This is a genomic window from Deinococcus alpinitundrae, assembly GCF_009982895.1.
GTDB classification, from domain to species: domain Bacteria; phylum Deinococcota; class Deinococci; order Deinococcales; family Deinococcaceae; genus Deinococcus; species Deinococcus alpinitundrae.
The window spans coordinates 90,789-116,048 of the sequence record NZ_WXZL01000004.1 but is presented as its reverse complement, the minus strand read 5'-3'; the positions used below and the strand labels follow the sequence as shown (position 1 = coordinate 116,048).

At 67.9% G+C, this 25,260-nt stretch carries 29 protein-coding genes; 15 read left to right on the top strand and 14 right to left on the bottom strand.

What is annotated here, in order from left to right:
* Positions 1-16: 16 nt before the first annotated feature.
* Positions 17-1,111, bottom strand: coding sequence for an SDR family NAD(P)-dependent oxidoreductase (locus GUI70_RS04970; protein WP_161881198.1), 1,095 nt, complete (start codon positions 1,109-1,111; stop codon positions 17-19).
* Between the two features lie 48 nt (positions 1,112-1,159).
* Between GUI70_RS04970 and GUI70_RS04965 the strand changes: the two genes are divergently transcribed.
* The 6 genes from GUI70_RS04965 to GUI70_RS04940 all read left to right on the top strand — a co-directional run bounded on the left by GUI70_RS04965 (position 1,160) and on the right by GUI70_RS04940 (position 6,315).
* Positions 1,160-1,516 carry a histidine triad nucleotide-binding protein gene (locus tag GUI70_RS04965; protein ID WP_161881197.1) on the top strand — a complete coding sequence of 119 codons (357 nt, stop codon included), beginning with the start codon at positions 1,160-1,162 and terminating at the stop codon, positions 1,514-1,516.
* Positions 1,517-1,519: 3 nt separating this feature from the next.
* A complete protein-coding gene (folP, locus tag GUI70_RS04960) occupies positions 1,520-2,383 on the top strand; it encodes a dihydropteroate synthase (RefSeq protein ID WP_237724705.1) in 864 nt (287 codons plus the stop codon).
* A gap of 44 nt (positions 2,384-2,427) precedes the next feature.
* Positions 2,428-2,826, top strand: coding sequence for a dihydroneopterin aldolase (folB, locus tag GUI70_RS04955; RefSeq protein ID WP_161881351.1), 399 nt, complete (start codon positions 2,428-2,430; stop codon positions 2,824-2,826).
* A complete protein-coding gene (gene folK, locus GUI70_RS04950) occupies positions 2,819-3,298 on the top strand; it encodes a 2-amino-4-hydroxy-6-hydroxymethyldihydropteridine diphosphokinase (RefSeq protein ID WP_161881196.1) in 480 nt (159 codons plus the stop codon). The genes folB and folK overlap by 8 nt, the downstream gene beginning before the upstream one ends.
* Positions 3,299-3,368: 70 nt before the next feature.
* Positions 3,369-5,135: a PASTA domain-containing protein gene (locus GUI70_RS04945; RefSeq protein WP_161881195.1), complete on the top strand. Its 1,767-nt coding sequence runs from the start codon at positions 3,369-3,371 to the stop codon at positions 5,133-5,135.
* Between the two features lie 22 nt (positions 5,136-5,157).
* Positions 5,158-6,315 carry a cysteine desulfurase family protein gene (locus GUI70_RS04940; RefSeq protein ID WP_161881194.1) on the top strand — a complete coding sequence of 386 codons (1,158 nt, stop codon included), beginning with the start codon at positions 5,158-5,160 and terminating at the stop codon, positions 6,313-6,315.
* A gap of 12 nt (positions 6,316-6,327) precedes the next feature.
* Here GUI70_RS04940 and GUI70_RS04935 read toward each other — a convergent pair whose 3' ends face one another.
* A complete protein-coding gene (locus GUI70_RS04935) occupies positions 6,328-7,446 on the bottom strand; it encodes a GGDEF domain-containing protein (RefSeq protein ID WP_161881193.1) in 1,119 nt (372 codons plus the stop codon).
* A gap of 211 nt (positions 7,447-7,657) precedes the next feature.
* On the opposite strand from GUI70_RS04935, the gene GUI70_RS04930 reads away from it, so the two are divergent.
* Genes GUI70_RS04930 through GUI70_RS04920 form a run of 3 tightly spaced genes read left to right on the top strand, consistent with a single transcriptional unit; the run spans position 7,658 to position 11,342 of the window.
* On the top strand, positions 7,658-9,508 hold the full coding sequence (locus tag GUI70_RS04930) for an ABC transporter ATP-binding protein (RefSeq protein ID WP_161881192.1): 1,851 nt from the start codon (positions 7,658-7,660) through the stop codon (positions 9,506-9,508).
* Positions 9,509-9,553: 45 nt separating this feature from the next.
* Positions 9,554-10,177: a DsbA family oxidoreductase gene (locus GUI70_RS04925; protein WP_161881191.1), complete on the top strand. Its 624-nt coding sequence runs from the start codon at positions 9,554-9,556 to the stop codon at positions 10,175-10,177.
* A 4-nt stretch (positions 10,178-10,181) separates the two neighbouring features.
* Positions 10,182-11,342, top strand: a complete 1,161-nt coding sequence (locus tag GUI70_RS04920) for a VWA domain-containing protein (protein ID WP_161881190.1) — start codon at positions 10,182-10,184, stop codon at positions 11,340-11,342.
* Positions 11,343-11,409: 67 nt separating this feature from the next.
* Here the strand turns inward: GUI70_RS04920 and GUI70_RS04915 are convergent, their stop codons facing one another.
* The 4 genes from GUI70_RS04915 to GUI70_RS04900 form a co-directional block, all read right to left on the bottom strand.
* Positions 11,410-12,201 carry a carbohydrate ABC transporter permease gene (locus tag GUI70_RS04915; RefSeq protein WP_438503453.1) on the bottom strand — a complete coding sequence of 264 codons (792 nt, stop codon included), beginning with the start codon at positions 12,199-12,201 and terminating at the stop codon, positions 11,410-11,412.
* A 74-nt stretch (positions 12,202-12,275) separates the two neighbouring features.
* The gene (locus GUI70_RS04910; RefSeq protein ID WP_237724704.1) at positions 12,276-13,391 is read right to left on the bottom strand and encodes a carbohydrate ABC transporter permease; all 1,116 of its coding nucleotides are present in this window, start codon (positions 13,389-13,391) and stop codon (positions 12,276-12,278) included.
* A gap of 131 nt (positions 13,392-13,522) precedes the next feature.
* Entirely contained in the window at positions 13,523-14,770 is a 1,248-nt protein-coding gene (locus tag GUI70_RS04905) for an ABC transporter substrate-binding protein (protein ID WP_161881188.1), read from the bottom strand.
* Positions 14,767-16,197 (bottom strand): ROK family transcriptional regulator, encoded by a 1,431-nt coding sequence (locus GUI70_RS04900; protein WP_237724703.1) that lies wholly within the window; start codon positions 16,195-16,197, stop codon positions 14,767-14,769. Before GUI70_RS04900 ends, GUI70_RS04905 begins: the two co-directional genes overlap by 4 nt.
* 216 nt (positions 16,198-16,413) lie before the next feature.
* On the opposite strand from GUI70_RS04900, the gene purU reads away from it, so the two are divergent.
* Both purU and GUI70_RS04890 read left to right on the top strand, forming a co-directional pair.
* Complete coding sequence (purU, locus tag GUI70_RS04895) at positions 16,414-17,289, top strand: formyltetrahydrofolate deformylase (protein WP_161881187.1); 876 nt, start codon at positions 16,414-16,416, stop codon at positions 17,287-17,289.
* Between the two features lie 40 nt (positions 17,290-17,329).
* On the top strand, positions 17,330-18,211 hold the full coding sequence (locus GUI70_RS04890; protein WP_161881186.1) for a DMT family transporter: 882 nt from the start codon (positions 17,330-17,332) through the stop codon (positions 18,209-18,211).
* Between the two features lie 3 nt (positions 18,212-18,214).
* Here GUI70_RS04890 and GUI70_RS04885 read toward each other — a convergent pair whose 3' ends face one another.
* The gene (locus GUI70_RS04885) at positions 18,215-18,808 is read right to left on the bottom strand and encodes a TetR/AcrR family transcriptional regulator (protein WP_161881185.1); all 594 of its coding nucleotides are present in this window, start codon (positions 18,806-18,808) and stop codon (positions 18,215-18,217) included.
* 72 nt (positions 18,809-18,880) lie between these two features.
* Between GUI70_RS04885 and GUI70_RS04880 the strand changes: the two genes are divergently transcribed.
* Together GUI70_RS04880 and GUI70_RS04875 are read left to right on the top strand one after the other, a co-directional pair.
* Entirely contained in the window at positions 18,881-19,195 is a 315-nt protein-coding gene (locus tag GUI70_RS04880; protein ID WP_161881184.1) for a DMT family transporter, read from the top strand.
* A complete protein-coding gene (locus tag GUI70_RS04875) occupies positions 19,192-19,539 on the top strand; it encodes a DMT family transporter (protein ID WP_237724702.1) in 348 nt (115 codons plus the stop codon). Before GUI70_RS04880 ends, GUI70_RS04875 begins: the two co-directional genes overlap by 4 nt.
* Before the next feature lie 7 nt (positions 19,540-19,546).
* On the opposite strand, the gene GUI70_RS04870 is transcribed toward GUI70_RS04875, so the two are convergent.
* The 7 genes from GUI70_RS04870 to GUI70_RS04845 form a co-directional block, all read right to left on the bottom strand.
* Positions 19,547-20,170 (bottom strand): SDR family NAD(P)-dependent oxidoreductase, encoded by a 624-nt coding sequence (locus GUI70_RS04870; protein WP_161881183.1) that lies wholly within the window; start codon positions 20,168-20,170, stop codon positions 19,547-19,549.
* Positions 20,171-20,247: 77 nt separating this feature from the next.
* Positions 20,248-21,276 (bottom strand): MDR family oxidoreductase, encoded by a 1,029-nt coding sequence (locus tag GUI70_RS04865; RefSeq protein WP_161881182.1) that lies wholly within the window; start codon positions 21,274-21,276, stop codon positions 20,248-20,250.
* A 110-nt stretch (positions 21,277-21,386) separates the two neighbouring features.
* The gene (locus tag GUI70_RS04860; protein ID WP_161881181.1) at positions 21,387-22,673 is read right to left on the bottom strand and encodes a low temperature requirement protein A; all 1,287 of its coding nucleotides are present in this window, start codon (positions 22,671-22,673) and stop codon (positions 21,387-21,389) included.
* Entirely contained in the window at positions 22,670-23,263 is a 594-nt protein-coding gene (gene ruvA, locus GUI70_RS04855; RefSeq protein ID WP_161881180.1) for a Holliday junction branch migration protein RuvA, read from the bottom strand. The genes GUI70_RS04860 and ruvA overlap by 4 nt, the downstream gene beginning before the upstream one ends.
* A 107-nt stretch (positions 23,264-23,370) precedes the next feature.
* Positions 23,371-23,502 (bottom strand): hypothetical protein, encoded by a 132-nt coding sequence (locus tag GUI70_RS24930; RefSeq protein ID WP_272952816.1) that lies wholly within the window; start codon positions 23,500-23,502, stop codon positions 23,371-23,373.
* On the bottom strand, positions 23,499-24,083 hold the full coding sequence (locus GUI70_RS04850; RefSeq protein ID WP_202630404.1) for an NAD(P)-dependent oxidoreductase: 585 nt from the start codon (positions 24,081-24,083) through the stop codon (positions 23,499-23,501). Before GUI70_RS04850 ends, GUI70_RS24930 begins: the two co-directional genes overlap by 4 nt.
* A gap of 169 nt (positions 24,084-24,252) precedes the next feature.
* A complete protein-coding gene (locus GUI70_RS04845) occupies positions 24,253-24,666 on the bottom strand; it encodes a DUF2000 domain-containing protein (protein WP_161881179.1) in 414 nt (137 codons plus the stop codon).
* 90 nt (positions 24,667-24,756) lie between these two features.
* Here GUI70_RS04845 and GUI70_RS04840 point away from each other — a divergent pair, with 90 nt between their 5' ends.
* A complete protein-coding gene (locus GUI70_RS04840; RefSeq protein ID WP_161881178.1) occupies positions 24,757-24,957 on the top strand; it encodes a hypothetical protein in 201 nt (66 codons plus the stop codon).
* 114 nt (positions 24,958-25,071) lie between these two features.
* Complete coding sequence (locus GUI70_RS25200; protein WP_161881177.1) at positions 25,072-25,242, top strand: helix-turn-helix domain-containing protein; 171 nt, start codon at positions 25,072-25,074, stop codon at positions 25,240-25,242.
* Positions 25,243-25,260 lie beyond the last annotated feature (18 nt).

The window sequence follows — 25,260 nt, the reverse complement described above, 5'->3', positions numbered from 1 at the left end:
GCAGCGCAGACGTCCCTCAGCGTTCGTTGAGGGCCTGCTCCGCTGCCCGCTTCATTAGGTTCGCGCGGGTCAGGCGGCCCTCGGCGGCGTGTCCGGGCAGGGCCGCGTCGCTGCTGCCCGGCCCCGGTAACACCCGGTTGAGCAGCGAGAGCACGTCGGCGCTGAGCTGCGGCGCGAGCGACTGCAGCAGATTGAGCAGCCGGGCCGGGCCACCGATCATCACCTCGGCCTCGCCGCGAATCAGCGCCTGCACGGTGCGCTGGGCGGCCTTATCGGCGTCCAGCGAGATCAGCGGCAAATTGTCAAGGGTAGCGAACAGCGCGTACTCTCGGCGGTGCTGACCCTTGATCTGGGCGTGGCGGGGGCTGCCGGTGCGCATCAAGCCGGGGCAGACGGTGGTGACGCCCACGCCGTCCTGGGCGAGTTCGGCGCGCAGCGACTGGCCCAGCCCCACGGCAGCGAACTTGCTGACGCTGTAGCTGCTCAGGTGCGGCACGGCGACTTTTCCGGCCAGCGACGCCACGATCAGCACCCGTCCGCCGCTCGCCCGCAGGTACGGCAGGGCGGCGCGGGTCAGGTGCAGCGGCGCAAAGGCATTGACCGCCATACTCTCCTGAAAATCTTTATCGGTCACGTTGTCCAGCGGCCCGCTCTGGATGATACCGGCCACGTTGGCGACCACGTCGAGCCGTCCGTAAGCGCTGATGGCCGCCGCGACGGCCCGCTCCAGATCGGCCTGGACCGTGACGTCGCCCGCCACGATCTGAATGCTCGGAGGCGGGGAAACCCCCAGCGCCCGCGCCTTCAGATCGCCCTCGGCACGGCGCAGTTCGGCCTCGTCTCGGGCCAGTAAGGTCAGGTTCGCGCCGTAGCGCAGCAGTTCGCGCGCCAGGGCCAGCCCCAGGCCACGCGAGCCGCCAGTGATCAGCACCGACTTTCCGGCGAGCGGGTACGGCGGAATCAGGAGCCGCCGGAAGGCGATCAGGGCCGCCGCGCCCAGCAGTAGCGTTCGCCGGGTGCCCGAGCGCCGCTTTCTGGCGTGTTTGGCGGGCGTGTTGGAGCTGGAGAACAAGAGGCGAACGCCGCCGCGATTGCCGAGCACAGGCTTCATGCCTTCAGTCTGCGTGAACCCGGCGGCGCGGGCCTTTAGAGTAAAGACATGACCAACGCCGACCCCGCCGCCCCGACTCTGTTCGAGCGCATCATCGCCCGCCAGATTCCGGCCCAGATCGTCTACGAGGACGACGACTACATTGCTGTCCGGGACATCGCCCCCAAAGCGCCGGTTCACCTGCTGGTCATTCCCAAGCAGGTTAGCACCCGCGTCGACGAGATCACCGACGCAGGCGAGATGGGCCGCTTGTGGCTCACGGCGGTGAAGGTGGCCCAGCAGCACCTGAGCGACTACCGCCTGATCGTCAACGTGGGCCGGGGCGGCGGCCAGGAGGTCTTTCACACCCACATTCACGTGCTGGGCGGCTGGGAGGGCGCGGCTCCGGTGGGCTTCGGGCAGTAGGCGGTGGCCGACTTTGGGCTGAGCTTCGGCTTTCCTGTGCCCGGCGGCGTGCGAACCGCAGGCGGCTGGCAGCTAAGCTGGCCCGGCTGCGCGGTCATGGGCATCGTCAACGTGACGCCCGATTCGTTCTCGGACGGCGGGCGCGGCGCTGAGGCCGCCCTGCTTCACGCCCGGCAGCTGCTTCTCGGCGGCGCACTGGTGCTCGATATTGGCGGCGAGAGCACCCGGCCCGGCGCGCCGGCAGTGGATGCGGCCACCGAACTCGACCGGGTGCGGCCGGTGATTCGCGGGCTGGCTGGCAGCGGAGCCGTCATCAGCATTGACACCATGAAGCCGGAGGTCGCCGCCGCCGCGCTGGGGGCCGGAGCGCACCTGGTCAACGACGTGTCGGGCCTGCGCGATACGCGGATGAGGGCTGTCTGTGCCGAGCGCGGCGCACCTGCCTGCATCATGCACATGCAGGGCGAGCCGCGTACCATGCAGCTTGCTCCGCACTACGGCGACGTGGTGACCGAGGTGTTCGGCTTCCTGGCGGCCCAGGCCGAGCTGGCCCTGGCCGCAGGGGTGCCGGGTGTGCTGCTTGACCCCGGCATCGGCTTCGGCAAAACGCCTCAGCACAATCTGGCGCTCCTGCGTGCCCTGCCGCAGCTGACGGCGCGGCCCTGGCCGGTGTTGGTGGGCGGCAGCCGCAAGAAATTCCTGGCCGCGCTCTCGGGCGAGCCGCAGGGAAGTGCCGACTCCCGCGACGCGGCCAGTCTGGCGCTGCACCTCCACGCAGCGCGGGCGGGTACGGCGATGGTGCGGGTGCACGACGCACGCGGGCACGCGCTGGCCCTGCGGGTGCAGGCCGCGCTGGAGGGTGCATAATCGGGCGCGGAATGGATGCGCGCGGCGAGCAACGGGTGGGCCAGCTGAGCAAGGTCGTGCTGAAGGGCCTGGCCTTTCATGGGCGGCACGGCGTGTATCAGGAGGAAGCGGTCTTCGGGGCGCGCTTCGTCGTGGACGCCGAGTTGCACTACGATTTTGCTGACATCACCGACGAGCTGGCGCAGGCCGTCAACTACGCCGCCGTTTACGATCTGGTGGCGGGCATTGTCACCGGGGAGCGCTGGCAACTGCTCGAGGCGCTGTGCGGACGGCTGGCCCGGGCGCTGCTGAGCGAGCAGCCGCAGCTCAGCGCCGTGACGGTGCGTGTTCACAAACCGCACGCGCCGCTGCCGGGCGTCTTCGAGGACGTGTACGCCGAGCTGCACCTGACCCGAATTGACCTGGCCCGCTCCGATATGGCGCGCCCGGTGCCTGGTGCCTGAACGGCCGGGCGAGACGGCCCTGATCGCCCTGGGAGCCAATCTGGGCGACCCGGCGGCGGCGCTGGACTGGGCCCTGAAGGAACTGGCGGCGCTGGGCGAGCTGCGGGCCGTCTCGACGTTTTACCGCACCGCGCCGGTGGGCGGGCCGCCGGGCCAGCCGGACTACCTCAACGCCGCCGCGAAGCTGCACACCGCGCTGCCGCCGCAGGCATTGCTCACGGCGCTGCTGGACACCGAGACCCGCTTCGGACGGGTGCGCCGCGAGCGCTGGGGAGCGCGGGTGCTCGACCTCGATCTGATCGCCTACGGCAGCCGGGTGCTCGATACACCTGACCTCACCCTGCCGCATCCCCGCGCTTGGGAGCGGTCGTTCGTGCTGCTGCCGCTCTCGGAAATTGTCCCCGACTACGCCCACCCCGTGACCGGACGTACCGTGTCGCAGGCGCTGGCGGCGCTTAGGAACCAGCCCTGATGCGGTGGCCTGGGCGCCTCCACCCAGATGAGCGGTCTGTGGACGCACGCCACTCTATACTGGGCGACGAATGGCGCGGATAGACGGCAAGTACGAAGTGGTGGAGGAGCGCTCGCAGAGCGGCGGCCAGACGATCTACAGCGTGCGGGCCGACGCCCTGCCGGGAGCTGGGGTCGGCGAACTGCTGCGGCTGTCGTGGTTCGAGGTCAGCACTCCCGACGAACGCAACGCTTTTCACCGCTACCGCACCGCTCTCAAGGCGCTGGCCCCGGCGGGCCTGAGCGACGTGGTGGCCCGCCCCGGCGCGTATTATGCCGTCTGGCGCGAGGTGCCGGGCATGCCGCTCTCGGCCTTTCAGGTCCAGCCGGTCAAGAACGAGGCTGCCCTCAGCGCCCTGCGTGATCTGGCCGCCCGGCTGGCGGCCCAGGGCTTTGCGCTGATGGACGCCGACATCGTGATGGACGGTGACACCCCCCAAATCGCTTTCCTGACCCCTGCGACCCGCACCCCACAGGAAGCCGAGTCGCTGAGCGCGGCGGCGCTGACCCCCATCAACCAGGGCAAGGTGCGCCGCCAGCGCCCGCCGCGCAGCGTCTGGACCTGGATCCCGGGGCTGGCCTGTGTGGTGGGCGCGGCGTATTTCGGTGCCCAGGCCGCCCAGATCTACCTCAACCCGGCGCTGGCCGACGTGCCCGCCGTGGTGGGGCAACCGGCCAAGGCAGCGGCAGACAAGCTCGCGAAGATTGGCTACCGGGTGCAATACGCCGAGGGTGACGAGCGCGGCGCGGCGCTGGGGGCCGTGATCGCCCAGGAACCCGGCGGCGGCAGCAGCCTGCACCTGGGCCGGTTGATCACCTTGACCGTCAACAACCCGCCCACCCTGACAGTGCCGCGCCTGGAGGAGCAGACGCTCGATCAAGCCAGGTCGGCGTTGGGCGAAAACTATCTCAAGCTGGGCAGCGTCTCGCAGGTCGACGGCGCGCTCAGTGGCACGCCCAAGGGCCGGGTCGTGGCCCAGTTGCCCGCGCCTGGCGCGGTGATCCGGCGCGGCCAGAGTGTGCGTTTGCTGATCAGCAGCGGCGTCTCGGTGCAGCAGACCTGGCTGCCGGATCTGCGCGGGTTGCCGTTCGGCGACGCCCGTGATCTGGTGCGCCGGGCTGGGTTGGTCGTCAACACGGTCAAGAAGGAGGGTTCGGATGCGGCGGAAAACACCGTCCTGCGCCAGTCGCCCGCTGCCTTCGCTAAGGTGGACAGCGGCTCGCCGGTGACGCTGGTGGTGGCCCAGACCCGCTACCAGGCCCCGGCGGTCAGCATCTCGCCGCTGCCGGTGCCGCCGCTGCCGCTGCCGCCCACCCCCGACCCGCTGCCCGACCAGACGCCCGCTTCCGGTAACGTGGACGGCGGCTCCCCGGCCGCCCAGCCAGAGTTCGCGCCGACCACGCCGGGTCAGGACGCGCCCACGCTGCCCGACAACCAGACTGTCCCCGACCAGACGACTCCCAACCCAGTGACGCCCGATCAGACGAATCCGGAGCAAACGCCGGTCGCCCCGACGACGCCCGACCAGACGCCCCCGCCGGACACCACGCCGACTCCCGAGACGACACCGTCTCCCGTGCGCAGCGTGCCGATGACCTACACCTTCCCCGGTGATCTGCCCGCGGGTAACGTGGAGATCGTGGTGCGCGACGAGGACGGCGAGCGGACCGTGCTGCCCGCCACCGACAGCGCCCAGCTCAGGGGCGCGGTGGCCCAGCGTGACGACGTGAGCGTGCGCGGCAACTACACCTTCACGGTCAGGGTGGGCGGTCAGGATTACGCGACCTTCGGGCCGTGAGCGGCTTTCGGAGTTTGCCCCGGTGATTTACCTCGACTACGCCGCCACCCACCCGATGACCCCGCTGGCCCTGGATGCCTACCAGCGCGCCGCCGCCGTGCCGGGCAATCCGGCCAGCATTCACGTCGCCGGGCAGGCGGCCCGCGAACTGCTGGAGGAGGGCCGGGCGGCGGCGGCCTCGGCGCTGGGCGTGCCGCCGCTGACCCTGGTGGCCCTCAGCGGCGGCACCGAGGCCGACAACCAGGTATTGCTCGGCAGCTTTCCCGAAGTCTGGGCAGACGGCGCTCAGGGCGCAGCGGGCGGCCAAGGCCACCTGATCGTCTCCAGTACCGAGCACTCGGCGGTGCTGGCTCCGGCCCGATTCCTCGCCGAGCGCGGCGTGGCCGTTACCTACCTGAGGCCGGACGCCAGCGGTCAGATTGATCCCGAGCAGTTGCGAGAAGCTTTGCGCCCCGGCACCCGGCTGGTCAGTATTCACCACGCCAACAACGAGATCGGCGCGGTACAGGATATCGCGGCACTGGCCGAAGTGGCACACACGGGCGGCGCGAAGTTTCACACCGATGCGGTGCAGTCGCCGGGTGTGGTGGCGCTCGACCTGATCAGCTGGGGCGTGGACTGTGCCAGCTTCAGCGCCCACAAGTGGGGCGGGCCGCTGGGCGTGGGGCTGCTGTACCTGCAGCGCGGCCTGGAGTTACCGCCGCTGCTGCGGGGCGGCGGACAGGAGCGCGGCCAGCGCAGCGGCACCCAGAACGCCCCGGGCCTGTATGCGGCGGGCCTGAGTCTGCAAGCGGCGGTGGCGGCCCAGCCGCAGACGCACGCCCACTTGCGTGCCCTCAATGACCGGCTCACGGCGCTGCTCTCAGGCGAGGCGAACCTGCGGGCCAACCACACTCCGGCGGGCAGTCCCAAGGTGGCCTCCTTCACGGCCCTCGGCGCAGACGGCGAGGCGCTGCTGATGAATCTGGATTTCGCCGGAGTGTGCGTCTCGGCGGGCAGCGCCTGCTCGGCAGGTACCCTGCAGCCCAGCCATGTCCTCACTGCCCTGGGCCTGAGCGACGCCGACGCCCTGGCCACCGTTCGCCTGAGTTTCGGAGCAGCGACCATGCCGGAGGAGATTGAGGCGGCGGCCTCGGCGCTCATTCAGGCGGCCCGGGCCAGTCGCCTGTACCCCGCCTGACCGGGGAGCAGTTCAGCCGAACATCGACTGACGCGAACTGCTAAAGGGGGCCGCCGGATCGGGGTCGTCGCCTTCGGCCCGCACCTGATTGCGTCCGCTGGCCTTGGCCCGGTGCAGCGCTCGGTCGGCGGCTTCCAGCACCTGCTCGTGCGAGCTGTGTCCGCCCTCGGCGGTGGTCTGGGCCACGCCGAAGGAGGCCGTCACCGGCCCCGACACGAAGGCGTAGGCGGCCAGGTTGCTGCGGGCACGCTCGGCCACGGCGCGGGCCTCCTCGGTACTGAAATTCGGCAGCACCATCAGAAATTCCTCGCCGCCCCAGCGCGCCAGCAGATTCGGTGCGCTGAGGTGCTGCCCGCACAGTTGCGCGGCCTGCATCAGCACCACATCGCCCTCGGCATGGCCGCACCGGTCATTGACCTGCTTGAAGTGGTCGAGGTCGAACAGCACCAGGGCGTAGGGGTGCTGCCCGCTGTCCAGCCGGGCCAGCAGGCTCTGGGCCGCGCGGCGGTTGGGCAGGTCGGTGAGGGTGTCCAAGTAGGCCAGGCGGCGCATGTCCTCGTACTGCCGCCGGGCGCTGCTCACCACATACTGAACCAGCGCGATCAAGATGCCCGAGAGGAAAAACTGAGAGAGCGAGGCTAGCAGCCGGTCACTGAGTCGCCCACTTTGCCACAGCGGGAGCGTCTGGGCAAAGGTGATCAGCAGTGTCAGGCCGATCAGGGTGCCGACCACCTGCGCTGCCCGCCGGGGTGTCCAGAGAATAAACGCCATCATGTAGAGCACCGGAAACCACAGCACGCCCTCGCTGAGCATCCCGTACCTGGGGACGAACGAGGAAAATTGGTGATAAAAGAGCGCCAGCAGGTACGCGCCGCACACCCCGTAGGTCAGGTTGAGCGCTCCTTCGAGCTTGAGCCAGTGCCGCCGCAGCCCCAGTTCCAGGCCCAGCATCATCGCCGCGATCAGCGGGAGGGCCAGTTTGTCGAGCGGATCAACGTTGTCGCGCTGAAACACCAGGGCCAGCAGCGCCGCCAGTGCACTGAGTGGAGCCAGCAGGCCGAACCCCTGTCGCCGCAACAGGTGGAGGGTCTCAAGCGGCACGTCCGGCTTTTGCTTCTGGAGACGGAACATAGCTGAGGGTCATTCTAGGCGATTGGTTTCATATGAAACGAATTCTGCCACCTTTTTTGAAACTGCACAGAGTGAAGCGGTCCATACCTATGCGTCTTCAAAGAGGAGATTCTTTTCAAAGATCGGCGGAGACGGGTATCTATTTTCACGGGCTTGAACGGTACTGCTCGGGCAGGTCAACGCCGGACACCGCTTGGCGCTACCCTGGAGCATGTTCTCGCGCCCCACTGCCCGCTCCTCCGCTCCAGGTGGTACGGAAACTTCCCGCCGTGATCCGGCCAATTTGTGGCGGCTGCTGCGCTACGTCCGGCCCTACCTGGGCTGGCTGATGCTGGGCATTGTCGCCACCCTGTTCTCGGCGGGCCTGAGCCTGGTGTTTCCCAAGCTGTTCGGCAACCTGATCGACGCTTCCTTTCTCAAGCGCGCGCCGGGCGGCTTGGCCGACACCGGGCCGCTCGACCGAATCGTGCTGCTGCTGCTGGGCGTCTTCGCGGTGGTGGCCCTCTTCACGGCGCTGCAAACCTTTCTGATCTCGCGGGTGGGTGTGCGGGTGGTGGCCGATCTGCGCCGGGCGGTGTTCTCGCATCTGCTGACCCTCAGCCCGCGCTTCTTCGCCGTGCGCCGCACCGGCGAACTCACCAGCCGCCTCACCAGCGACGTGTCCACCGTGCAGACGGTGGTCAGCAGCGCCCTGGCCCAACTGCTCAGTCAGGTGATTACCCTGATCGGCGGCGTGACCCTGATGGTGCTGACCAGCTTCCGGCTGAGTCTGTTTACCCTGGCGGTCATTCCGCTGATCATCGGTACGGCGGTGGTGGTGGGCCTGCAAATCCGCAGGGCCGCCCGCGACGTGCAGGACAAGGTGGCCGCCGCCAACGCCAGCGCCGAGGAGGCCATCAGCGGGGTGCGGGTGGTGCAGAGCTTCACCGCTGAGACCCTGGAGCGGGCGCGCTACGGCCAGGGCGTCGAGGCATCGTTTCAGGCGTCGCTGCGGCGCATCCGGCTCTCGTCGTCGCTGGCGGGCATCATGACCTTCCTGGCCTTCGGCAGCTTGGCGGGGGTGCTGTGGTACGGCGGGCGGCAGGTGCTGGGCGGCGACCTCACCCCCGGCAAGCTGGTCAGCTTTCTGTTCTACGCCTTGCAGGTCGGCATCAACGTGGGCGGCCTGACCGGCATTTTCTCGCAGGTGCAAGAAGCACTGGGCGCGTCCTCACGCCTCTTTGAGCTGCTCGACACCCGCAGCGATCTGCCGCTGGTGGCGGCGCCCGCAGCGCTGGGCCGTCTCAGTGGGCGCGTCAGCTTCGAGGGCGTGTCGTTCGGGTACGGTGACGAGGTGGCCTCGCCCACCCTTGAGGAGCTCAATCTGGAGGTGTCGCCGGGGCAGACGGTGGCGCTGGTCGGGCCGAGTGGGGCCGGAAAGACCACCCTGGTCAGCTTGCTGCCGCGCTTCTACGACGTGAGCGGCGGGGCGCTGAAGGTGGACGGCGTGGACGTGCGCTCGGCTGATTTGGAGGAGTTGCGCCGTCAGGTCGGCCTGGTGCCGCAGGAAACCCTGCTGTTTTCCGGCAGCGTGGCCGAGAACATCCTCTACGGACGCCAGGACGCCAGCGCCGAGGAAGTCGAGGCGGCGGCGCGGGCGGCCAATGCCGAGGAGTTCATTCTGAAGTTGCCGCAGGGTTTCGAGACGGCGGTGGGTGAGCGCGGCGTCAAGCTGTCGGGTGGGCAGCGCCAGCGAGTCGCCATTGCCCGGGCCATCTTGAAAAATCCCCGCATTCTGATTCTGGACGAGGCCACCAGCGCCTTAGACAACGAATCGGAAGCGCTGGTGCAAGACGCCCTGGAAAAGCTGATGGTGGGCCGCACGACCTTCGTGATCGCCCACCGCCTCAGCACCATTCGCGGCGCAGACCTGATCGTGGTGATGGACGCCGGACGCATCGTGCAGCGCGGTACCCACGCCGAACTGATCGCCGAGGGCGGCCTCTACAAAGACCTCTACGAATTGCAGTTTCGCGCCGAGGACCGCCCGGCGCGCAGGCAGACGGCGTTGCCGGGGGCCTGACCCGGCTTGCAATTGGTGGGCGGGTGGGCGTGTTAGCCTCCCGGCATGACGCCCACGCAGATCTACTTCGATTTCCTGTGCCCCTACGCCTGGCGCGGCCTGGAACTGGCCGACGTGCTGCGGCGCGAGCACGCCCACACCTTTGAGTTGCGTCACTTCAGCTTGGTGCAGGGCAACCACCCGGAGAACGCCGCCAGCCGCCACGTGCCGGTGTGGTGGCTGACCGATCAGACCAACGGCGAGGGCAGCGCCGCGCAGTCCAGCAGCCTGCTGGCGTTTCTGGCCGATCAGGCGGCGGCCCGTCAGAGCGAGGATGCCCGCTGGCGCTTCGTGCTGACCCTCTTCCGCGCCGTTCACCAGGACAAGGCCGAGCTGAATGAGGCCACCGTGGAGGCCGCCGCCCGCACGGCGGGGCTGGACCTGGCTCAGTTCGGTACCGACCGGCAGATTGACCCGGTGCGCACCGACCTGCGGGCCGATCTGGCCGCCGCCGCCGAACTGGGCGTTTTCGGCACACCGACCTTCGTGCTGCCGCAGGGCCACGCTGCTTATTTCCGCTTCGCCAATCTGGTGCCGTCGGAGAAAGCGCTCGAAACCTACCAGCTCTACGTATCGGTGCTGGAAAGTGATGCCCGCATCGAAACTATCAAGCGGGCCAAGCGCGCCTGAAGTCGTGAGGGCCGCCCTGCTGCCTGATCTGACCCGCTTTGCGGTGAGGTTGCGCCGCGCTGGGTTCAGTGCCGGTCCCGGCGACCTCTCAGACGCGCTGCGGGCCGCCGAGGGGCTGGGGTTGCTGGACTTCGGTGTGCTGGAAGCGGCCTGGGGCGTCATCTTTGCCCGGACGCAGGCGCAGGCGTGCGTCTTTCCACTGCTGTTCCGGGCGCATTTTCTGACGCCCCCCGATGCGCCCCAACCCGCCCCCGACCCGGCCAGCAACGAAACTGAGCCGACGGAACCGCCCACTGAGAGTGCCGAAGATGAGGGCGAGGACACCGAGAGTCTGACCGCAACATCTGTGGCGGGCAGCGAGCGCCCCACACCGGGCGAGGACGCGCCAGACGAACCGGATGAACCGGGCCAATTGCTCCAGACCCGGCTGAGTCCGCATGCTGGGCAGGGCACGCCGCCGCGCCTGGCCCCGGACGAGGCGGCCCGCTACGCCGAGGCGGCCCGCGCTTTGCTGGGCGGTGTACGGCTGGGCCGTTCGCGGCGGCGGCGGGTGGGTCTGCGCGGCTCTCAGGTGGACGTGCGTGCCACCCTGCAAGCCGCCCGCCGCAGCGGGGGAGAGCCGCTGAACCTGCGCTACCGCTCGCGCCCGCCGCGTCCGCCGCGCGTGGTGCTGCTGCTCGACGGCAGCCGCAGCATGGCTCCCTACGCCGCGCTGCTGCTGCGCTACGCGGCGGCCTTATCGGCGCGCAGCCGCAAGGTCGAGGTGTACTCGTTCAGCACCTCGCTGGAGCGCCTGACGCCCCAGCTGCGCGCCGGGCTGGCGGCCAGTGGCGGCGAGAGCTGGGGCGGCGGCACCCGTATCGGTGAGAATCTGGCACGGCTGCTGCGGCTGGGCCGCGCCCACCTGCGCCCCGACACCCTGCTGCTCATCCTGAGTGACGGCCTCGACACCGGGGAGCCGCTGCAACTCGCCGGGGCGCTCAAGAAGCTGCGCGCCCGCGTCGGCGGGGTGGTGTGGCTCAACCCGCTGGCCGCCCAAATCGGCTACCTGCCGCTGGCACGCGGCATGGCGGCGGCGCTGCCCCACCTCGACGTGTTCGCGGGCGTGGACGGAGTGGAGGGTTTGCTGGCCCTGCCCGCGCAGGTCCGGCGGGCGCTGCGCTGAAAGACCGAAGCCATACGAAAGCGGCCCGCCGTCCGAAGACAGTGGGCCGCTGGTCGTGCAGAGGCGTTCAGCCCTTGACGCTGCCTGCCAGCAGACCGCGCACGAAGTAGCGGCCCAGCACGATGTAGACCAGCAAAGTCGGGATGGCCGCCAGAATCGCGCCCGCCATCGGCAGGTTCCAGCTGACCGCCTGACCGCCCGCCAGTTGAGAGAGGGCGTACGTCACCGGCTGGCTGCCGGACGAGGTGAGCGTGGCCGCGAACAGAAACTCGTTCCAGACCTGGGTGAACTGCCAGATGATGACCACCACGAAGCCGGGAATGCTGATGGGGAAGATGACCTTGGCGTAGATGCCCCAGAAGCCCGCGCCGTCGATGGTGGCGGCTTCGACCAGCGCGTCGGGCACGTCGGCGTAGAAGTTGCGGAAGATCAAAGTGGTAATCGGGATGCCGTAGACGACGTGCGCCAGGATCAATCCCCAGATGTTGCCGTAGAGGCCCAGCGATTTGATGAACTGAAACAGCGGAATCAGCACCGACTGGTAGGGAATGAACATGCCGAAGAGCATGAGCGCGAACAGGGTGTTGGCCCCCCGGAATTTCCACTTGCTCAGCGCGTAGCCGTTCAAGCTGCCCAGCATGGCGCTGATGGCGGTGGCGACAACAGCTAGAAAGAGGCTGTTGAGCATGTTGCCGCCGACCTTGGCCCAGGCATCCGAGAAGCTGGCCCAGTTGAGGAACTTGGGCAGTTGCCAGGTGGTGGCCAGGTTGATGGCGTCGGGCGTCTTGAAGGCGGTCACGATCAGCAGGTAGATCGGCAGCAGAAAAAACAACGCTGCCACGATCAGGCCCAGGTACATCAGCCCGCGCGTGAGCGTGAAGCGTGGCGACTTGTGAACGCTGGACACGCTGGTCGGACTCAGCGGTGTGCTGGTCATGCGTGGCCCTCCTGGCTGCGAAACTGGCTGGCGAGGTAGGGAACGATGATGATGGCCACCAGGAGCAGCAGCACCGTGCCGATGGCCGCGCCCACCGCCAGGGCGTTTTGCCGGAAGGACGTGATGTACATCAGCAAGGCTGGCACATCGGTGGGGCCGTTGTCGGGGCCGGTCATGGCGAACACCAGATCAAAGATCTTGAGGCTGATGTGCCCCAGGATGATCATGGCCGACAGGGTGATCGGCGCGAGCAGCGGGAAGATCACGTGGCGGTAGGTGTTCCACTCGTTGGCTCCGTCGACCCGCGCCGCTTCACGCAGCTCTTCGGGAATGCCGCGCAGCCCGGCCAGGTAGAGCGCCATGGTGTAACCGCTCATCTGCCAGATGGCCGCGATGATGATGCCGATAAAAGCGATGTTGAAGCCGTGCAGCTCTGGCGCGGGCAGCAGTTTGACGTTCGGCCCGATGACGAGTGCCCAGAGCAGTAGCAGCGCCGCACAGCCGAAGGCCACGCCCATGCGGGTGCGCTGGGCACTGCGGAGCGCTTGCCAGCCGACCCACAAGAGCGCCAGGGCCACGAGTACCGCCGTGATCAGCGGCAACTTGTTCCAGTCAAAGCTCCACACCGAGTCGCGGCTGGTCAGCCAGCCGTTGCTGGCCGGGTTGAGGTGCAGCAGCTGGTTGAGGCCGCCCTGGGGCTGCAGCATCCAGCGCCAGATGGTGCCGGTGACGATAAACGACAGGCTCATCGGAAACAGGAAGATGGTGCGCCACAGGCCCTCGGCCTTGGGATTGCGGTCGAGCAGCAGGGCCATCGCCAGCCCCAACCCCAGGCAGCCGGCAATGAAGAAGATGGTGAAGAAGAGGGTGCTGACCAGATCCTGCCGGAAGCGGGTGTTGAGGCCGCTGGTAAACAGGTCATGGTAATTTTGCAACCCGATGAAGCGGATGATCGGCGTGAGGCTAAATGCCTGGGCCGGATCGTTGCCCCAGTCGGTGAGGCTGGTGTAAGCGGTGCGGAAGATAAAACCGTAGACGAAAACCGCCAGCAAGATGATTGACGGTGCGAGGACCGCCATCGCCCACAGGCGGTCGGTGGACAGGCGTTTCAATATCGCCCTCCTTTCAGAGTCGAGAGACGGCACTGGGATCGCCGTCTCTCGAAGAAGTGCTGCGGGTTGTCAACGGGCGGTCATAGAGCCGCAGGAGGAGCCGCGCCGGGCGCAGCGCTGCGGCTCCAGCTTTACATGCCGATGCGCGACTTGTCGGCCAGGTCCTGTGAGGCCTGGGCTGCTGCCTTGGCGTCGCGGTTGCTGACGAAGGCGTCGTTGATGCTGCCAAAACCGCTGGTAAAGCTCTCCGGAGCCGCCGCGCCGTGAACCATGCTGCCGACGATGGTGTTTTTCTTCCAGTCGTTGGCCGCCGACTGCGAGTACGCGCCGTACTTGCCCAGGTCCGAATCGGTGCGCGCGGCGATGCTGCCCTTGAGGGGGTTGAAGGCGTCCTGACCCTGCTTGCTGCCCAGCACCTTGAGCCAGTTGATGACCTCGGTGCGGTCCTTGGCGCCCTTGGGCAGTCCGAAGCTGTCGGCCAGCATGATGAAGGTGCCGCTGGTGCTGGGGCTGGCGCTCCAGGCAAAATCGGTGCCGGGCTTGAGCTTCTTGGTGGTGGTCATGTAACCGGCGGCCCAGTCACCCATGATGTTGAAGGCGGCCTGGCCCGCGAGCATGCGGTCGGTGGCCTGCTGCCAGCTCAAGCCCGAAGCGTCCTTGTTGGCGCAGTCGAGCAGGTTGCCGTACATCGAGAAGGTGGCCACGACCTTGGGGTCGGTGAACTTGAGTTTGCCGTTCCACAGGTTGTTCCAGCCCTGCGCGCCGAGCATGCCGGTGGCGAGCGACTCCCAGATCATCTGCTGGGTCCAGTTCTCGCCCATCACCAGCGGCGTGGCCACGCCCTTGGCCTTGAGGGTGGTGCAGGCCGTGAGCATCTCGTGCCAGGTCTTGGGCACGCTGACGCCCCACTTCTTCAGGTTGGCCGGGACATACCACATCACGTTGGAGCGGTGAACGTCGACCGGCACGCTGTAGATGCCGCCCTTGTAGGAGATCAGGTCGATGACGGCCTTGGGGAACTTGCTGTTCCAGCCTTCGGACTTGTACAGGCTCGTGAGGTCTTCCATGCGGTTGGCGACCACCCAGGTACCGGTGAGTTCCTGTCCGGCGTGGGCCTGGAAGCTGTCAGGCGGATCGCCGCCGAGCATGCGGGTCTTCAGGACGGCCTTGGCGTTGGTGCCCGCGCCGCCGGTGACGGTGGCGTTGTCGACCTTGACGGCCGGGTACTTGGCCTCGTAGAGCTTGATCAAAGCGGCCAGGGCAGGACCCTCGTCACCGGCCCACCACGAGAAGATCTCGATCTTGTTGGCGGCGAGGGCCTGGGCAGTGAGGCCGAGGGCGGCGGTGATCACGAGGGCGTTCTTGATGCTTTTTTTCATACCACTCCTTTGGAAGAAACGCTGGGCGCTTCAGAAAGATGCGAACTGGGACGGACGGGACGCGGCAGGTCCGGCGGTGCGCGGCTGACCTGGCCCGGTGGCCCGGTTTCAGGCTGCCCGGCTTCAAACTGCCCAGGTGCAGGTGGCCCGGTTTCGCGCCGCGCCACATGCACCAGATGCCGCAGGCCACGCGGGGTCAGCAGTTCGCCCAGCAGCATGGCCCCCACCCCCAGCACACCCACGTCGGCCCCGAGCTGCGAGTAGTCGATGCGGACATGGGCGAGGTTGATCTGCATGGTGCGCGGCGCGGCGCTTTCGCGCACGGCGCTCAGCAGCCCCTCGCCCGCCTGGGTCAGCCGCCCGCCCAGCACCACCGCGCTGGGGTTGAACAGATTGAGCGCCGTGGAAATCGCGACCCCCAGGTGATGACCGACCTCGCGCCACAGGCCGCGCACCAGCACGTCGTCCGGCGCGGCGAACAGATCGCTCAGGGTGAAGCGCTCGGGCAACTGGGTCGTTTCTCCGGCGGCGCGGCGCGCGGCGGCCAGCGGCAGCAGCACCTGGGCCGCTGCGTAGCTCTCCAGCGAGCCGGGGCTGCCGCTGCGGCCCACCGGTCCCTGCTCGTTGATGGCGATGTGCCCGATCTCGCCCGCGCCGCCGCGCGACCCCCGGTAGAGCTGTCCGCCGCAGATGATGCCCGCGCCGATGCCGGTGGCGAGTTTGACGTACAGCAGGTCAGGCTGGCCTTTGTGGCCTCCGAAGCGGTGCTCGGCCAGCACGCCCAGGTTGGCGTCGTTCTCGACCAGGGTGGGCAGATTCAGCACCGCGCCGAGTTCGCTGGCCACCGCCACCCCGTTCCAGCCGGGAATGTGCTGGGCCACGACCTGTCCGCTGCGCACGTCCACCGGCCCCGGCACGCTGATGCCTGCCAGCGCCACCCGCGCCTTGTTGATGCCCGCCTGCCGCAGCACCGCCCGGCTCAGCTCGGCGACGCGGGCGTAGGTCGCCTGCGGCCCGGTAGTCACGTCGTGCGGCAGCGAGCGGCTGGCCAGCGGACGACAGTGCAGATCGAGCAGATCGACCCGCAAATGGCTGGCTCCCAGATCGATGGCCAGCAGGTAGGCGGCCTGGGCGTTGAGCGAGAGCAGGGTGGCCCGCCGCCCGGTCTGGGACCGCCCCGTCTGCGAAGTGGCCTGCCCTGCCCGCACGCCGCCTTCCTGAACCAGTCCGGCGTCGAGCAGCTCGCTGACCAGCGACGACACTGCGCTGCGCGACAGATGCAGTTCGCGTGCCAGATCGACCCGTGCCAGATCGCCCGCCCACAACCGCGAGAGCAGTTGCAGCAAGTGGCGGCTGCGAATGGCCGCCTGATCGAAGGCGACATACTCGCTGGGCATTGCACTGGTTGGGGCGCTGGGCTGCGGCATGGTGGGCAGTACTCCTGAAAGCGGCTTTTGAGAAGACGCAGGATATGAGAGCAAGGTGGAGGGTTGTTTAACGTTCATGAAGTTACGCCCTCTCTTTTTGTTTGTCAACCGGACGAACTAACCCCCCCCGTTGTAACCGGTCACAGGTTGCCAGCCTGAGATGCCGTTCGGTTCGCCGGTTCAGGGCGCATGTCCTTTGAGTTACACTCATTCGACATGACGCTGGACCTCGACCCCCGCAACACCGCTCGCCTGACCATCAGTTGCCCGGACCGCAAGGGTATCGTGGCGGCGGTATCTCAGTTTCTGCACAATCACGGCGCGAACATCATCCACTCCGATCAGCACTCCACCGATCCGCAGGGCGGACAGTTTTTCATGCGCATGGAATTTCACCTCGACGGCCTGGATCTGGCCAAGGAGCAGTTCGAGCGGGCCTTCGGCAGGGTGGTGGCCGAGCCGTTCGAGATGAACTGGCGGGTCTGGTACACCGCCCAGCCCAAACGCATGGGCATCATGGTCAGCAAGTACGACCACTGCTTTCTCGATCTGCTGGTGCGCAAACGCCGGGGCGAACTCGACGTGGAGATTCCGCTGGTCATCAGTAACCACGACACCCTGCGCGGCGACGCGGAGATGTTCGGTGTGCCGTTCGTGCAGGTCGGCGTCACCAAAGACACCAAGGCCGAGGCCGAGGCCGAGCAGATCCGGCTCTTTCATGAGGCAGGCGTGGACTTCGTGGTGCTGGCGCGCTACATGCAGATTCTGTCGGGCGAGCTGCTGCGCGGGCTGGGCGTGCCGGTCATCAACATCCACCACTCGTTTCTGCCGGCCTTCATCGGGGCCAATCCCTACCGGGCGGCCTTTCAGCGCGGGGTGAAACTGGTGGGGGCCACCGCCCACTACGTGACCGAGGAACTCGACGCCGGACCGATCATCGAGCAGGACGTGGCCCGCGTGACCCACCGCGAGACGCCCGACACCCTGATGCGGCTGGGCCGCGACGTGGAGCGCCAGGTGCTGGCCCGCGCCGTGAAGGCGCACGTGGAAGATAGGGTGCTGGTGTCGGGCAACAAGACGGTGGTGTTCTGAGCAGCCGGTTGAATGTGCTGGCCTGGCCTGCGCGCGCTCGGTGATTGCCCGCGCCTACACCGGGGTCATTCTCACGGTGCTGATCTGGGGCGGCAATGTGGTGGCCGTCAAGGTGCTGCTGGGTTTTTTCAGCCAGGGCCAGACGGTCGGGGTGCGGCTGGGAGCGGCGGCGCTCGTGTTGCTGGGGCTGGTCCTTTCCCGCAGGGGCTGGCCGAGATGGAGCGCCCGAGACTGGGTGTGGGTCGCGGTGGCGGGGCTGCTCAGCACCACCCTGTTTCAGCTGCTGTCGGTGGCCGGGATCGCCCGCTCGCCCGCTGGGATTTCGGGGCTGGCCAACGCGGTGGTGCCGATCATCGTAGTGCTGCTCGGCGGTCTGGTGGGGCAGCGCCCGAGCCGTCCGCAGGTCTTCGGGGTGCTGGTGTCGCTCAGCGGCATGCTGTGGCTGTTCGGGCAGACCCTGGAACCCGGCAGCGCCCTCAGTCCCCTCGGCCTGGGGCTGCTGGGCCTCTCGGCACTGGCCTGGGCCTGCTACACCCTGACCAACCGCCCGCTGGTGGCGCGGCTGGGCCTGCTGCCGTTCGTGGCCTTTGCCACCTCGTTCGGCGCGCTGCCGCTGGTGGTGCCGGTGCTGCCGACGCTGGGGCAGGTGTCCGCGCCGCTGTGGGCCTGGGGACTGGCCGTGCTGTCGGGTCTGCTCGCCAACGTGTTCGCTTACCTGGCCTGGGCCAACGGCACCCAGGTGCTGGGCGCGGCCCGCACCAGCATCTGGCAGAATCTCGCGCCGCTGGTGGCTTTTGCCCTGGCGGTGTGGCTCCTGGGCGAGCGCTTCACGCCTGGCGAACTCGGCGCGGCGGCGCTGACACTGCTGGGGGTGCTGGTCGCCAACTGGCCGGGCAAACCAGCAGTGCTGCGCGCCGGGTGACTTCTACACTGCTGGAGCCTGGATCAGTTGACGAATCCGCGTTTCCAGCGTGGCCCAGGCGTCGCCGGGCGTGATCTGCTCCAGCAGCAGGTGAATAGTCAGGCCGTCGATCAGGGCCTGCACTTCGCGGGCGGCGGCTTCGGGAGGATGTTGCGCGGGCCAGCCCAACGTTGAGAAGGCTTCGAAAATCTGCCGAAAGGTCTCGTTGAGTGCTTGGTACGCCACACCCTGGGTGTCGGCCAGGCCCGGATCGCTCAGACTCAGCGCGACGAAGGCCAGCCAGACCTGGGCCTCGGCACGGCGCTCGTCGTCGAGCGGCAGGACTTCCCGCACCAGCTTCAGAAAGTCGCTCAGCGGATCGCCGGTTCGGGGAAGGTTCAGCAGCCGTGCCCCCACCCGCTCGGCCATGTGCTGCGCGGCAAACGCCAGGATGGCTTCACGGTGCGGCAGGTAATGGCGGATCGCGCCGCTCGACCAGCCGGAATGCTCGGTGATCAGCCGCAGGTTGACGCCCTCCACGCCGTGCTCTCGCACCAGCGCCCAGACAGTTGCGGCCAGTTCACGGCGGCGCTGATCGTGATCGACAATGCGGGGCATCTTGTCTTTTTAGCACGAGCGTGCTATTAAAAGTTGTATTTAGCACGGACTTGCTAAAAAGGGAGGTCGGACGTGGGATGGACCGTGTTGTTGCTGGCGGGGCTGTGCGAGATCGGCTTCACCACCTGCCTGAAGCTCAGTGACGGCTTCAAGAAGCTGTGGCCCAGCTTGCTGTTTCTGGTGTTCGCCATCGCCAGCTTCGGGCTGATGAGTCAGGCGCTCAAGACGCTGCCGCTCGGCACGGTCTACACCGTCTGGACCGGCATCGGTGCAGTGGGCACCGCCTTGATCGGTTTTCTGTTTTTCCGCGAGGAGGCCACGCCACTGCGGCTGGGACTCCTGGGCCTGGTCTTGCTGGCGATCATCGGGCTGCGGGTCGTGCCGTGAGTCGCCTGTGCTGGACCGACTGGCACTGGCTGGTGCTGGCCGGGCTGCTGGAAGTCGGCTTCGCCACCGCCTTGAAGCTGGAGCAGACCCGCCCGCAGTTTCTGTACGTGTTTCTGGTGTGCGCCTACTTCAGCTTCGACTTTCTCGCGCGCGCGCTCAAGACCATCCCGCTGGGCACCGCCTACGCCGTCTGGACCGGTATCGGCTCGGTGGGCGCCGTCGCGGTGGGGAGTGTGGTGTTCGGCGAGGGTCTCAGTGTGCTGCGCCTTTTGTTACTGGGTATGTTGGTCGCGGCTTTGGTCGGCCTCAAGCTGTCATCTGGCCGCAAAGCCGCTCAGGGTTAGGCCCGCTTCAGATCCGCAGCTCTTCTTGTCCAGCACCGCTGCGGTCATCCACGATGGCCTGTGCCGCCACGTCCGGCGACACGGCCCCTTTGGGCACCTTGCCCACCTGCGCCCACAGTCCGGTGTCCACGGCGGGCGGCAGCACCAGCGTCAGTGTCTTGCCGCGTGCTTCCAGCCGGGCAATGCTCAGTAGCCGCGCCACGCCCGCTTTGCTGGCCGCGTACTGCGAGAAGCCGCGTGCGGTGGTCAGGTCCTCGCGCGCGCCGATGACATACAGCCGCCCGCCCGCCGCCAGCTTCGGCAGCCCGTACTTCAGCGTCCAGATCAACCCGAAGTAATTGGCGTTCCAGACCTGTCGCACGTTCTCGGCTTTCAGTTGCGCCAGCGCCTCCGGGTAGGCCGACCCCGCTGCGTAAACGATGGTGCCCAGCGACTCGGGAAGCTGCCCGAACAGGCGGCTGACCTGGCTTTCGAAGCCCAGGTCGGCCCGCAGGGTGTTGGCTTGGCGCTTGGCCGCCAGCGCCTGCAACTTGGCCTCGTCGCGCCCGCTGAGGTACAGCTCGTCTGCGGTCCAGAGCTGCGTGAGGGCCGAGCCGATGCCGCCGGTTGCGCCGAGAATCAGGGTGGTCATGCCCCCAATTCATCATGCCGGGCGCGGCGTCACCGTAGGGCTTCGCCCTGAAGCCTTGCAGATCAATCCAGCTCGACTCAGCTCAGGTCGATGACCGTGCGCCCGCGCACCTGTCCAGCCAGAATCTCTCCGGCGAGGCGCGGCAGGTCTTCCAGCCGGGCCGTCTGCACGCCGTCTTTGAGCAGTGTCTCGGGCAGCTCGGCGGCCAGGCGGTCCCAGGCGCGCTGGCGCTGGGGTGCGGGGCACTGCACACTGTCCACGCCGTGCAGGGTGACGTTGCGCAGAATGAAGGGCAGCACCGAGGCTGTCAGGCCAGCGCTGTCGGCCAGCCCGCAGGCCGCGACATGACCGCCGTATCGGGTACTGGACAGCACGCCCGCCAGGGTCGCGCCGCCCGCCACGTCTATGGCTGCCGTCCAGCGCTCCTTTTCCAGCGGCTTCTTGAGGGCGCTCAGCTCGTCTCTGTGAATGACGTCCGAGGCCCCCAGGCCCCGCAGGTAGTCGCCCTCGCTCTCCACGCGTCCGGTGGCCGCCGTGACGCGGTAGCCGCGTGCCGAGAGCAGGCTCACCGCGACGCTACCCACCCCGCCCGCTGCGCCGGTCACCAGCACGTCGCCGCCCTGGTCGGGTGTCAGGCCTGCGTCTTCCAGCGCCATCACGCACAGCATGGCGGTCAGGCCCGCCGTGCCGACAGCCATCGCCTCGGCGGCGCTGAAGCGCTCGGGCGTCTTGACCAGCCAGTCGGCCTTCACGCGGGCCAGTTCGGCGTAGCCGCCCCAGAAGCGCTCGCCCACGCCCCAGCCAGTCAGGGTCACGTTGTCGCCCGTTTGGTAGCGGGCGTCCGAGCTCTCCAGCACGGTTCCAGCAAAGTCGATGCCCGGCACCATCGGATACGTGCGAATGCCCAGCTTGCCCAGAATCGCCAGCCCGTCCTTGTAATTGAGATCCGACGCCTGTACCCGCACCGTCACCTCACCGGCGGGCAGCTCGGCGGTGGGCACGTCGGTCAGGTCAGCGCTCACGGCGTCGCCGTTCTTGGTCAGCAGCAGGGCACGGAAGGTCTCGGGCAGGGCAGCAGGGCTAGCCGAATCGGCTGGATTGGTCATGGGTCTACGGTAGCGGGTCCGGGCGGGTCATGTGTGGCGAGTCAGGGAGCGGTCCCGGACATGACCCTGTGCGGCTTGGTGGCACACCTTCGCGACCACCTCAGCAGTGCTCAGGCTTCGGGCGTCGTGGCCTGGGCGGAGCGTTGCTGCTTGGCGGGCGGCCCAGCCGAATTGCCGGATGAATCGTCGTCGGCGTGGGCTTCCTCGGCCACGGCCTCCTCGGTGCGCGCCAGAAACTGCCGGGCCGGGTCGCGCCAGACGGCCAGCAGCGCCAGCCCGCAGACCGCCAGGGTGGCCGCCTGGTAGGGGAGGGTGGCCAGCGGCGCGAACATCAAGCCCAGCATGGCCGCGCCGCCGAGCAGCAGTGCCCAGATGCTCAAATCCATCTTGAGCTTGCCCAGCGCGTGCTGGGTCACGGCGCGCAGCGCGGCCAGATTCAGGAAGATGGCCGTCAGCGACAGGGCCACAGTGACCCGCTCATGCCGGTCGGCTTCCGGTCCCTGGCCCGCGATGCCGTGCCCGATGCCCACGCCCAGGGCGGTGAGGGCCAGCGTCAGTGGCAGGTGGGTGTAGAGCCACAGCAGCAGCGTGCCCACCCGGCCGTCGCGGTGGGCCAGCAGCACCGGCAGGTCGCGGGCCTCGTCGAAATACAGCTTGAAAAGGGCCAGGGTGGTGAGCAGTGACAGTCCGGCAGGCAGCTGCGAGGTCAGGGTCAGCTTCTGGCTGCCCGCGCCGCTCACGATCTCGGTGATGATGGCCCCCAGCGAGATGATGGTCAGCAGTCCAACGCGCTCGGGCAGGTGCTCGGGGTGCGGCATGTTCTGGCCCTGGACCCGCCGCGAGACAATCGAGGCCACCGCGTCCACGCCCACGGCGCAGCCCCAGGCGACCTGCTGCCAGCCGGGCGGCAGCCAGGCCGAGGCCAGCCAGATCAGGGCACTCAGCCCGAAGGTGCGCAACTGGGCGCGGGCCAATTCGGGACTGGGCGCGTCTTTGATCTGCGCGGCGTACATTCCCACCAGAATAAAGCGGTTGACCGCGAACAGCCCGCTGAAAAATCCGCCCACGTCACTGAGATCGCCCAGCACGCCCAGCGCCAAGCCGCCCACACTGAGTAGTTGCAGCGCCGTGCCCCAGCGGTAGGGCCGTCCCTGGTTGCCGTAGCGCCCGGCGAACAGGGTATTGCCGACCCAGGCCCACCACACCGCGACGAACATCAGCGCGAAGATGCCGAAGCCGCGCCCGCTGGCATCATCGCCGAAGCGCTGCGCCAGCTGGTCGAGTGCCGTGACGAACACCAGATCGAAGAACAGTTCCAGCCAGGTGGCGCGCTGCTCCTGTTTGGGGAACTTGGTTTCTGAATTTGGCTCTGCTGCGGGCGTGTCGGCTCCGCTCAACGCAGGCGGCCCAGGCTCTTGCGGATGAGCTGATCGGCGCTCTGCTCGGGGTCCTGTGAGAGCAGTTCCGACACGGCGGCGCGCACCTGGGCGTCGCGGAAGCCCAGCGCCAGCAATGCGTCCACCGCGTCCTGGCCCGCCGTGCTGATGACCCGCTGGCGCACGCCGCCCACCGTGGGCGCGGCCAGGTGTTCCGGTACCTTGCCCTGGAGTTCGAGCACCAGGCGCTCGGCGGTGCGCTTGCCCACGCCCGACACGCTGCTGAGCAATTTGCTGTCGCCGCTGAGCAGGCCCTGGGCCAGCGCCGAGGGCGACATGCCCGAGAGCAGCGCCAGCCCCAGCTTCGGTCCCACGCCGGTCACACTGGTCAGCAGCTCGAAGAGTTTGAGGCTGTCGGTGTCGGCAAAGCCGAACAGCGTCCAGGCGTCCTCGCGCACCACCAGCCGGGTGTGGAGTTCGGCGGGCGACCCCGCGCTCAGCTTGCCCAGGGTCGAGGCCGGGCACAGCACCTCGTAGCCCACGCCGCCGACCAGCACAATGGCGCTGTGTTCGCGCAGCTCGCGTACCACGCCGGAGAGAAAGGCAATCACCCGCTCAGTTTAGAGGAGGAATGCGGGCGAGACAGGCAGCGAAGTTGCGCTTGTCAGCAATCCGGAGCGTCGGTGGGATGTTTGGCTTGACTGTTCAGAGCCGCGTTTCACTGCCCGGTCTGATCAATCAGATGGCGGGGTTGTCCGGCCATGTACGCTTCCAGGTTGCCGATCAACTGCTCTGCCAGCGTTTCCAGCGACTGCACGCTGGCGTAGGCCATATGCGGTGTCAGAATCAAATTGGGCGGGTCCAGCTCAAGGAGGAGGTTGCTAGGACAGCACATCGACCCTGGCCCCGCCGAGTTCGCCGCGCAGGAGCGCTCCGGCCAGCGCCGCCTCGTTCACGATGCCGCCGCGCACAGTTGATCACGAGCGCTCCGGCAGGCAGCCGCGCCATTTCGGGCACGCCGATGAGATCGCGGGTTTCGGCGGTCAGCGGGCACAATATGACCAGCACATCGCTGCGGGCCAGCACTTCACCGAACAGCGTGCGGCCTGCCCGAACGCTGGCGGCTTCCCTGCGCTCGGCGATCAGGGGGGTCATCCCGAAGGCCCTGGCGAGCGCGGCGACCTGCCCGCCGAGCGCTCCGTATCCAATCAGGCCCATGACCGATCCGCTGAGCGTCACCGGCAGCGGCGGCAGCACGAAGCCGTACGTCAGCGACGCTTGCCCCTGCCCGGCGGCCACCGCCCGCTGGTACCTCGGCAACTGCCGCCGGAGCGCCAGCAGGAGCGCGAAGACGTGTTCCGGCACTGATACCGACCAGTCGCAGATGTTGCATACCGCCACGCCGCGCTCGTGGCAGGCCGCCACATCCACATAGGCACACGGTTAGTGATGGCGATCCGGGCACCCTGAAGGCCCTCGGCAGTCAATTCCGGCAGCGTGTGCTGATATTCCTGCCACTCGTGTGGAAAAGCAGGCGGGCGCAGCAGCAGGCTGATGGCGCGGCGATCCAGAAAGACGATTCGGGGAATGTGCTGGGGTGTCATCTGTCCGTGACCCGGCCATACAGCGCCAGATTGCCGACGAGTTTGTTGATGCTCTTTTGAGGGCCGCAGAGGGCCAGCCCCAGATAATCCAGCGCTTCCGGCGGGGTGGTGGCCAGCGTGGTTATGTAGGCCCCGTAGGTTCGGGCGTGCTGGGCCACGTCGCTCAACCCCACCACCGTCAGCTTCGCTTGCCCGGCGCGTTCCCTGAGCGCTTTGAGTTTGGTCCGGCCCGCCACCAGAATCGGCAGCGGCACATTGATCAGCCCGGCGTGCAGGCCACCGGAAGCGTCACGGGCGTCTTCGGGTATCAGGCCGGGCTCCTTGTGGCCCAGGGTCACGGCCAGCACGCCCGCCGCATTGACGGCCAGCCCCGTCGACAAATCGTTTGCCCGCACCAGCACGCATTTCATGGCCATTCCTCCTCCGCCCACGACCCTAACGCCTGTACGCTCGCCCATCTTGCAAAATCTTGCTCTGCTCGCCGTTTCTATGCTCGGGCCGTGAACGAAGTCCCGCCGCCTGCCCGGACCCCACTCGCCCATGATGGGTTAGGGCGAGTGCCGTTTCTGGGTGGCCTGGAGGTGTTGCCGGCCCGCTTCGTCAAGCAAGCGTTCGCACACCATACCCACGAGGGCTTCACCGTCGGGGTGGTGCGGCGGTCTTCTGGAATCGGGGCGCGCCGGACGGAAGCGTCGTACTGATCAACCCCGACGAGGTCGACACTGGCCAGTCGTTTGCCGAAGGCGGCTACGTCCAGCTGGTGCTGTCTCCCAGCACCGAGCAACTGCGCCGGGTGGCTGAGGACATCACGGGGAGTGCAGGCGCGTCTTCAACGGGCAGGTCAGCAACTCGGCGCTGGGCATCTCCCCGCACAGGTCGCCCTGGCGACGGGCTTCAGTGGCCAGAGTGCCTTCTCCAACCAGTTCAAACGGCACTTGGGTGTGACACCTGGGAGGTACCGACGGGAGCTGCCCCCCGAACCGTGACACCTCCCTGACTTTCCT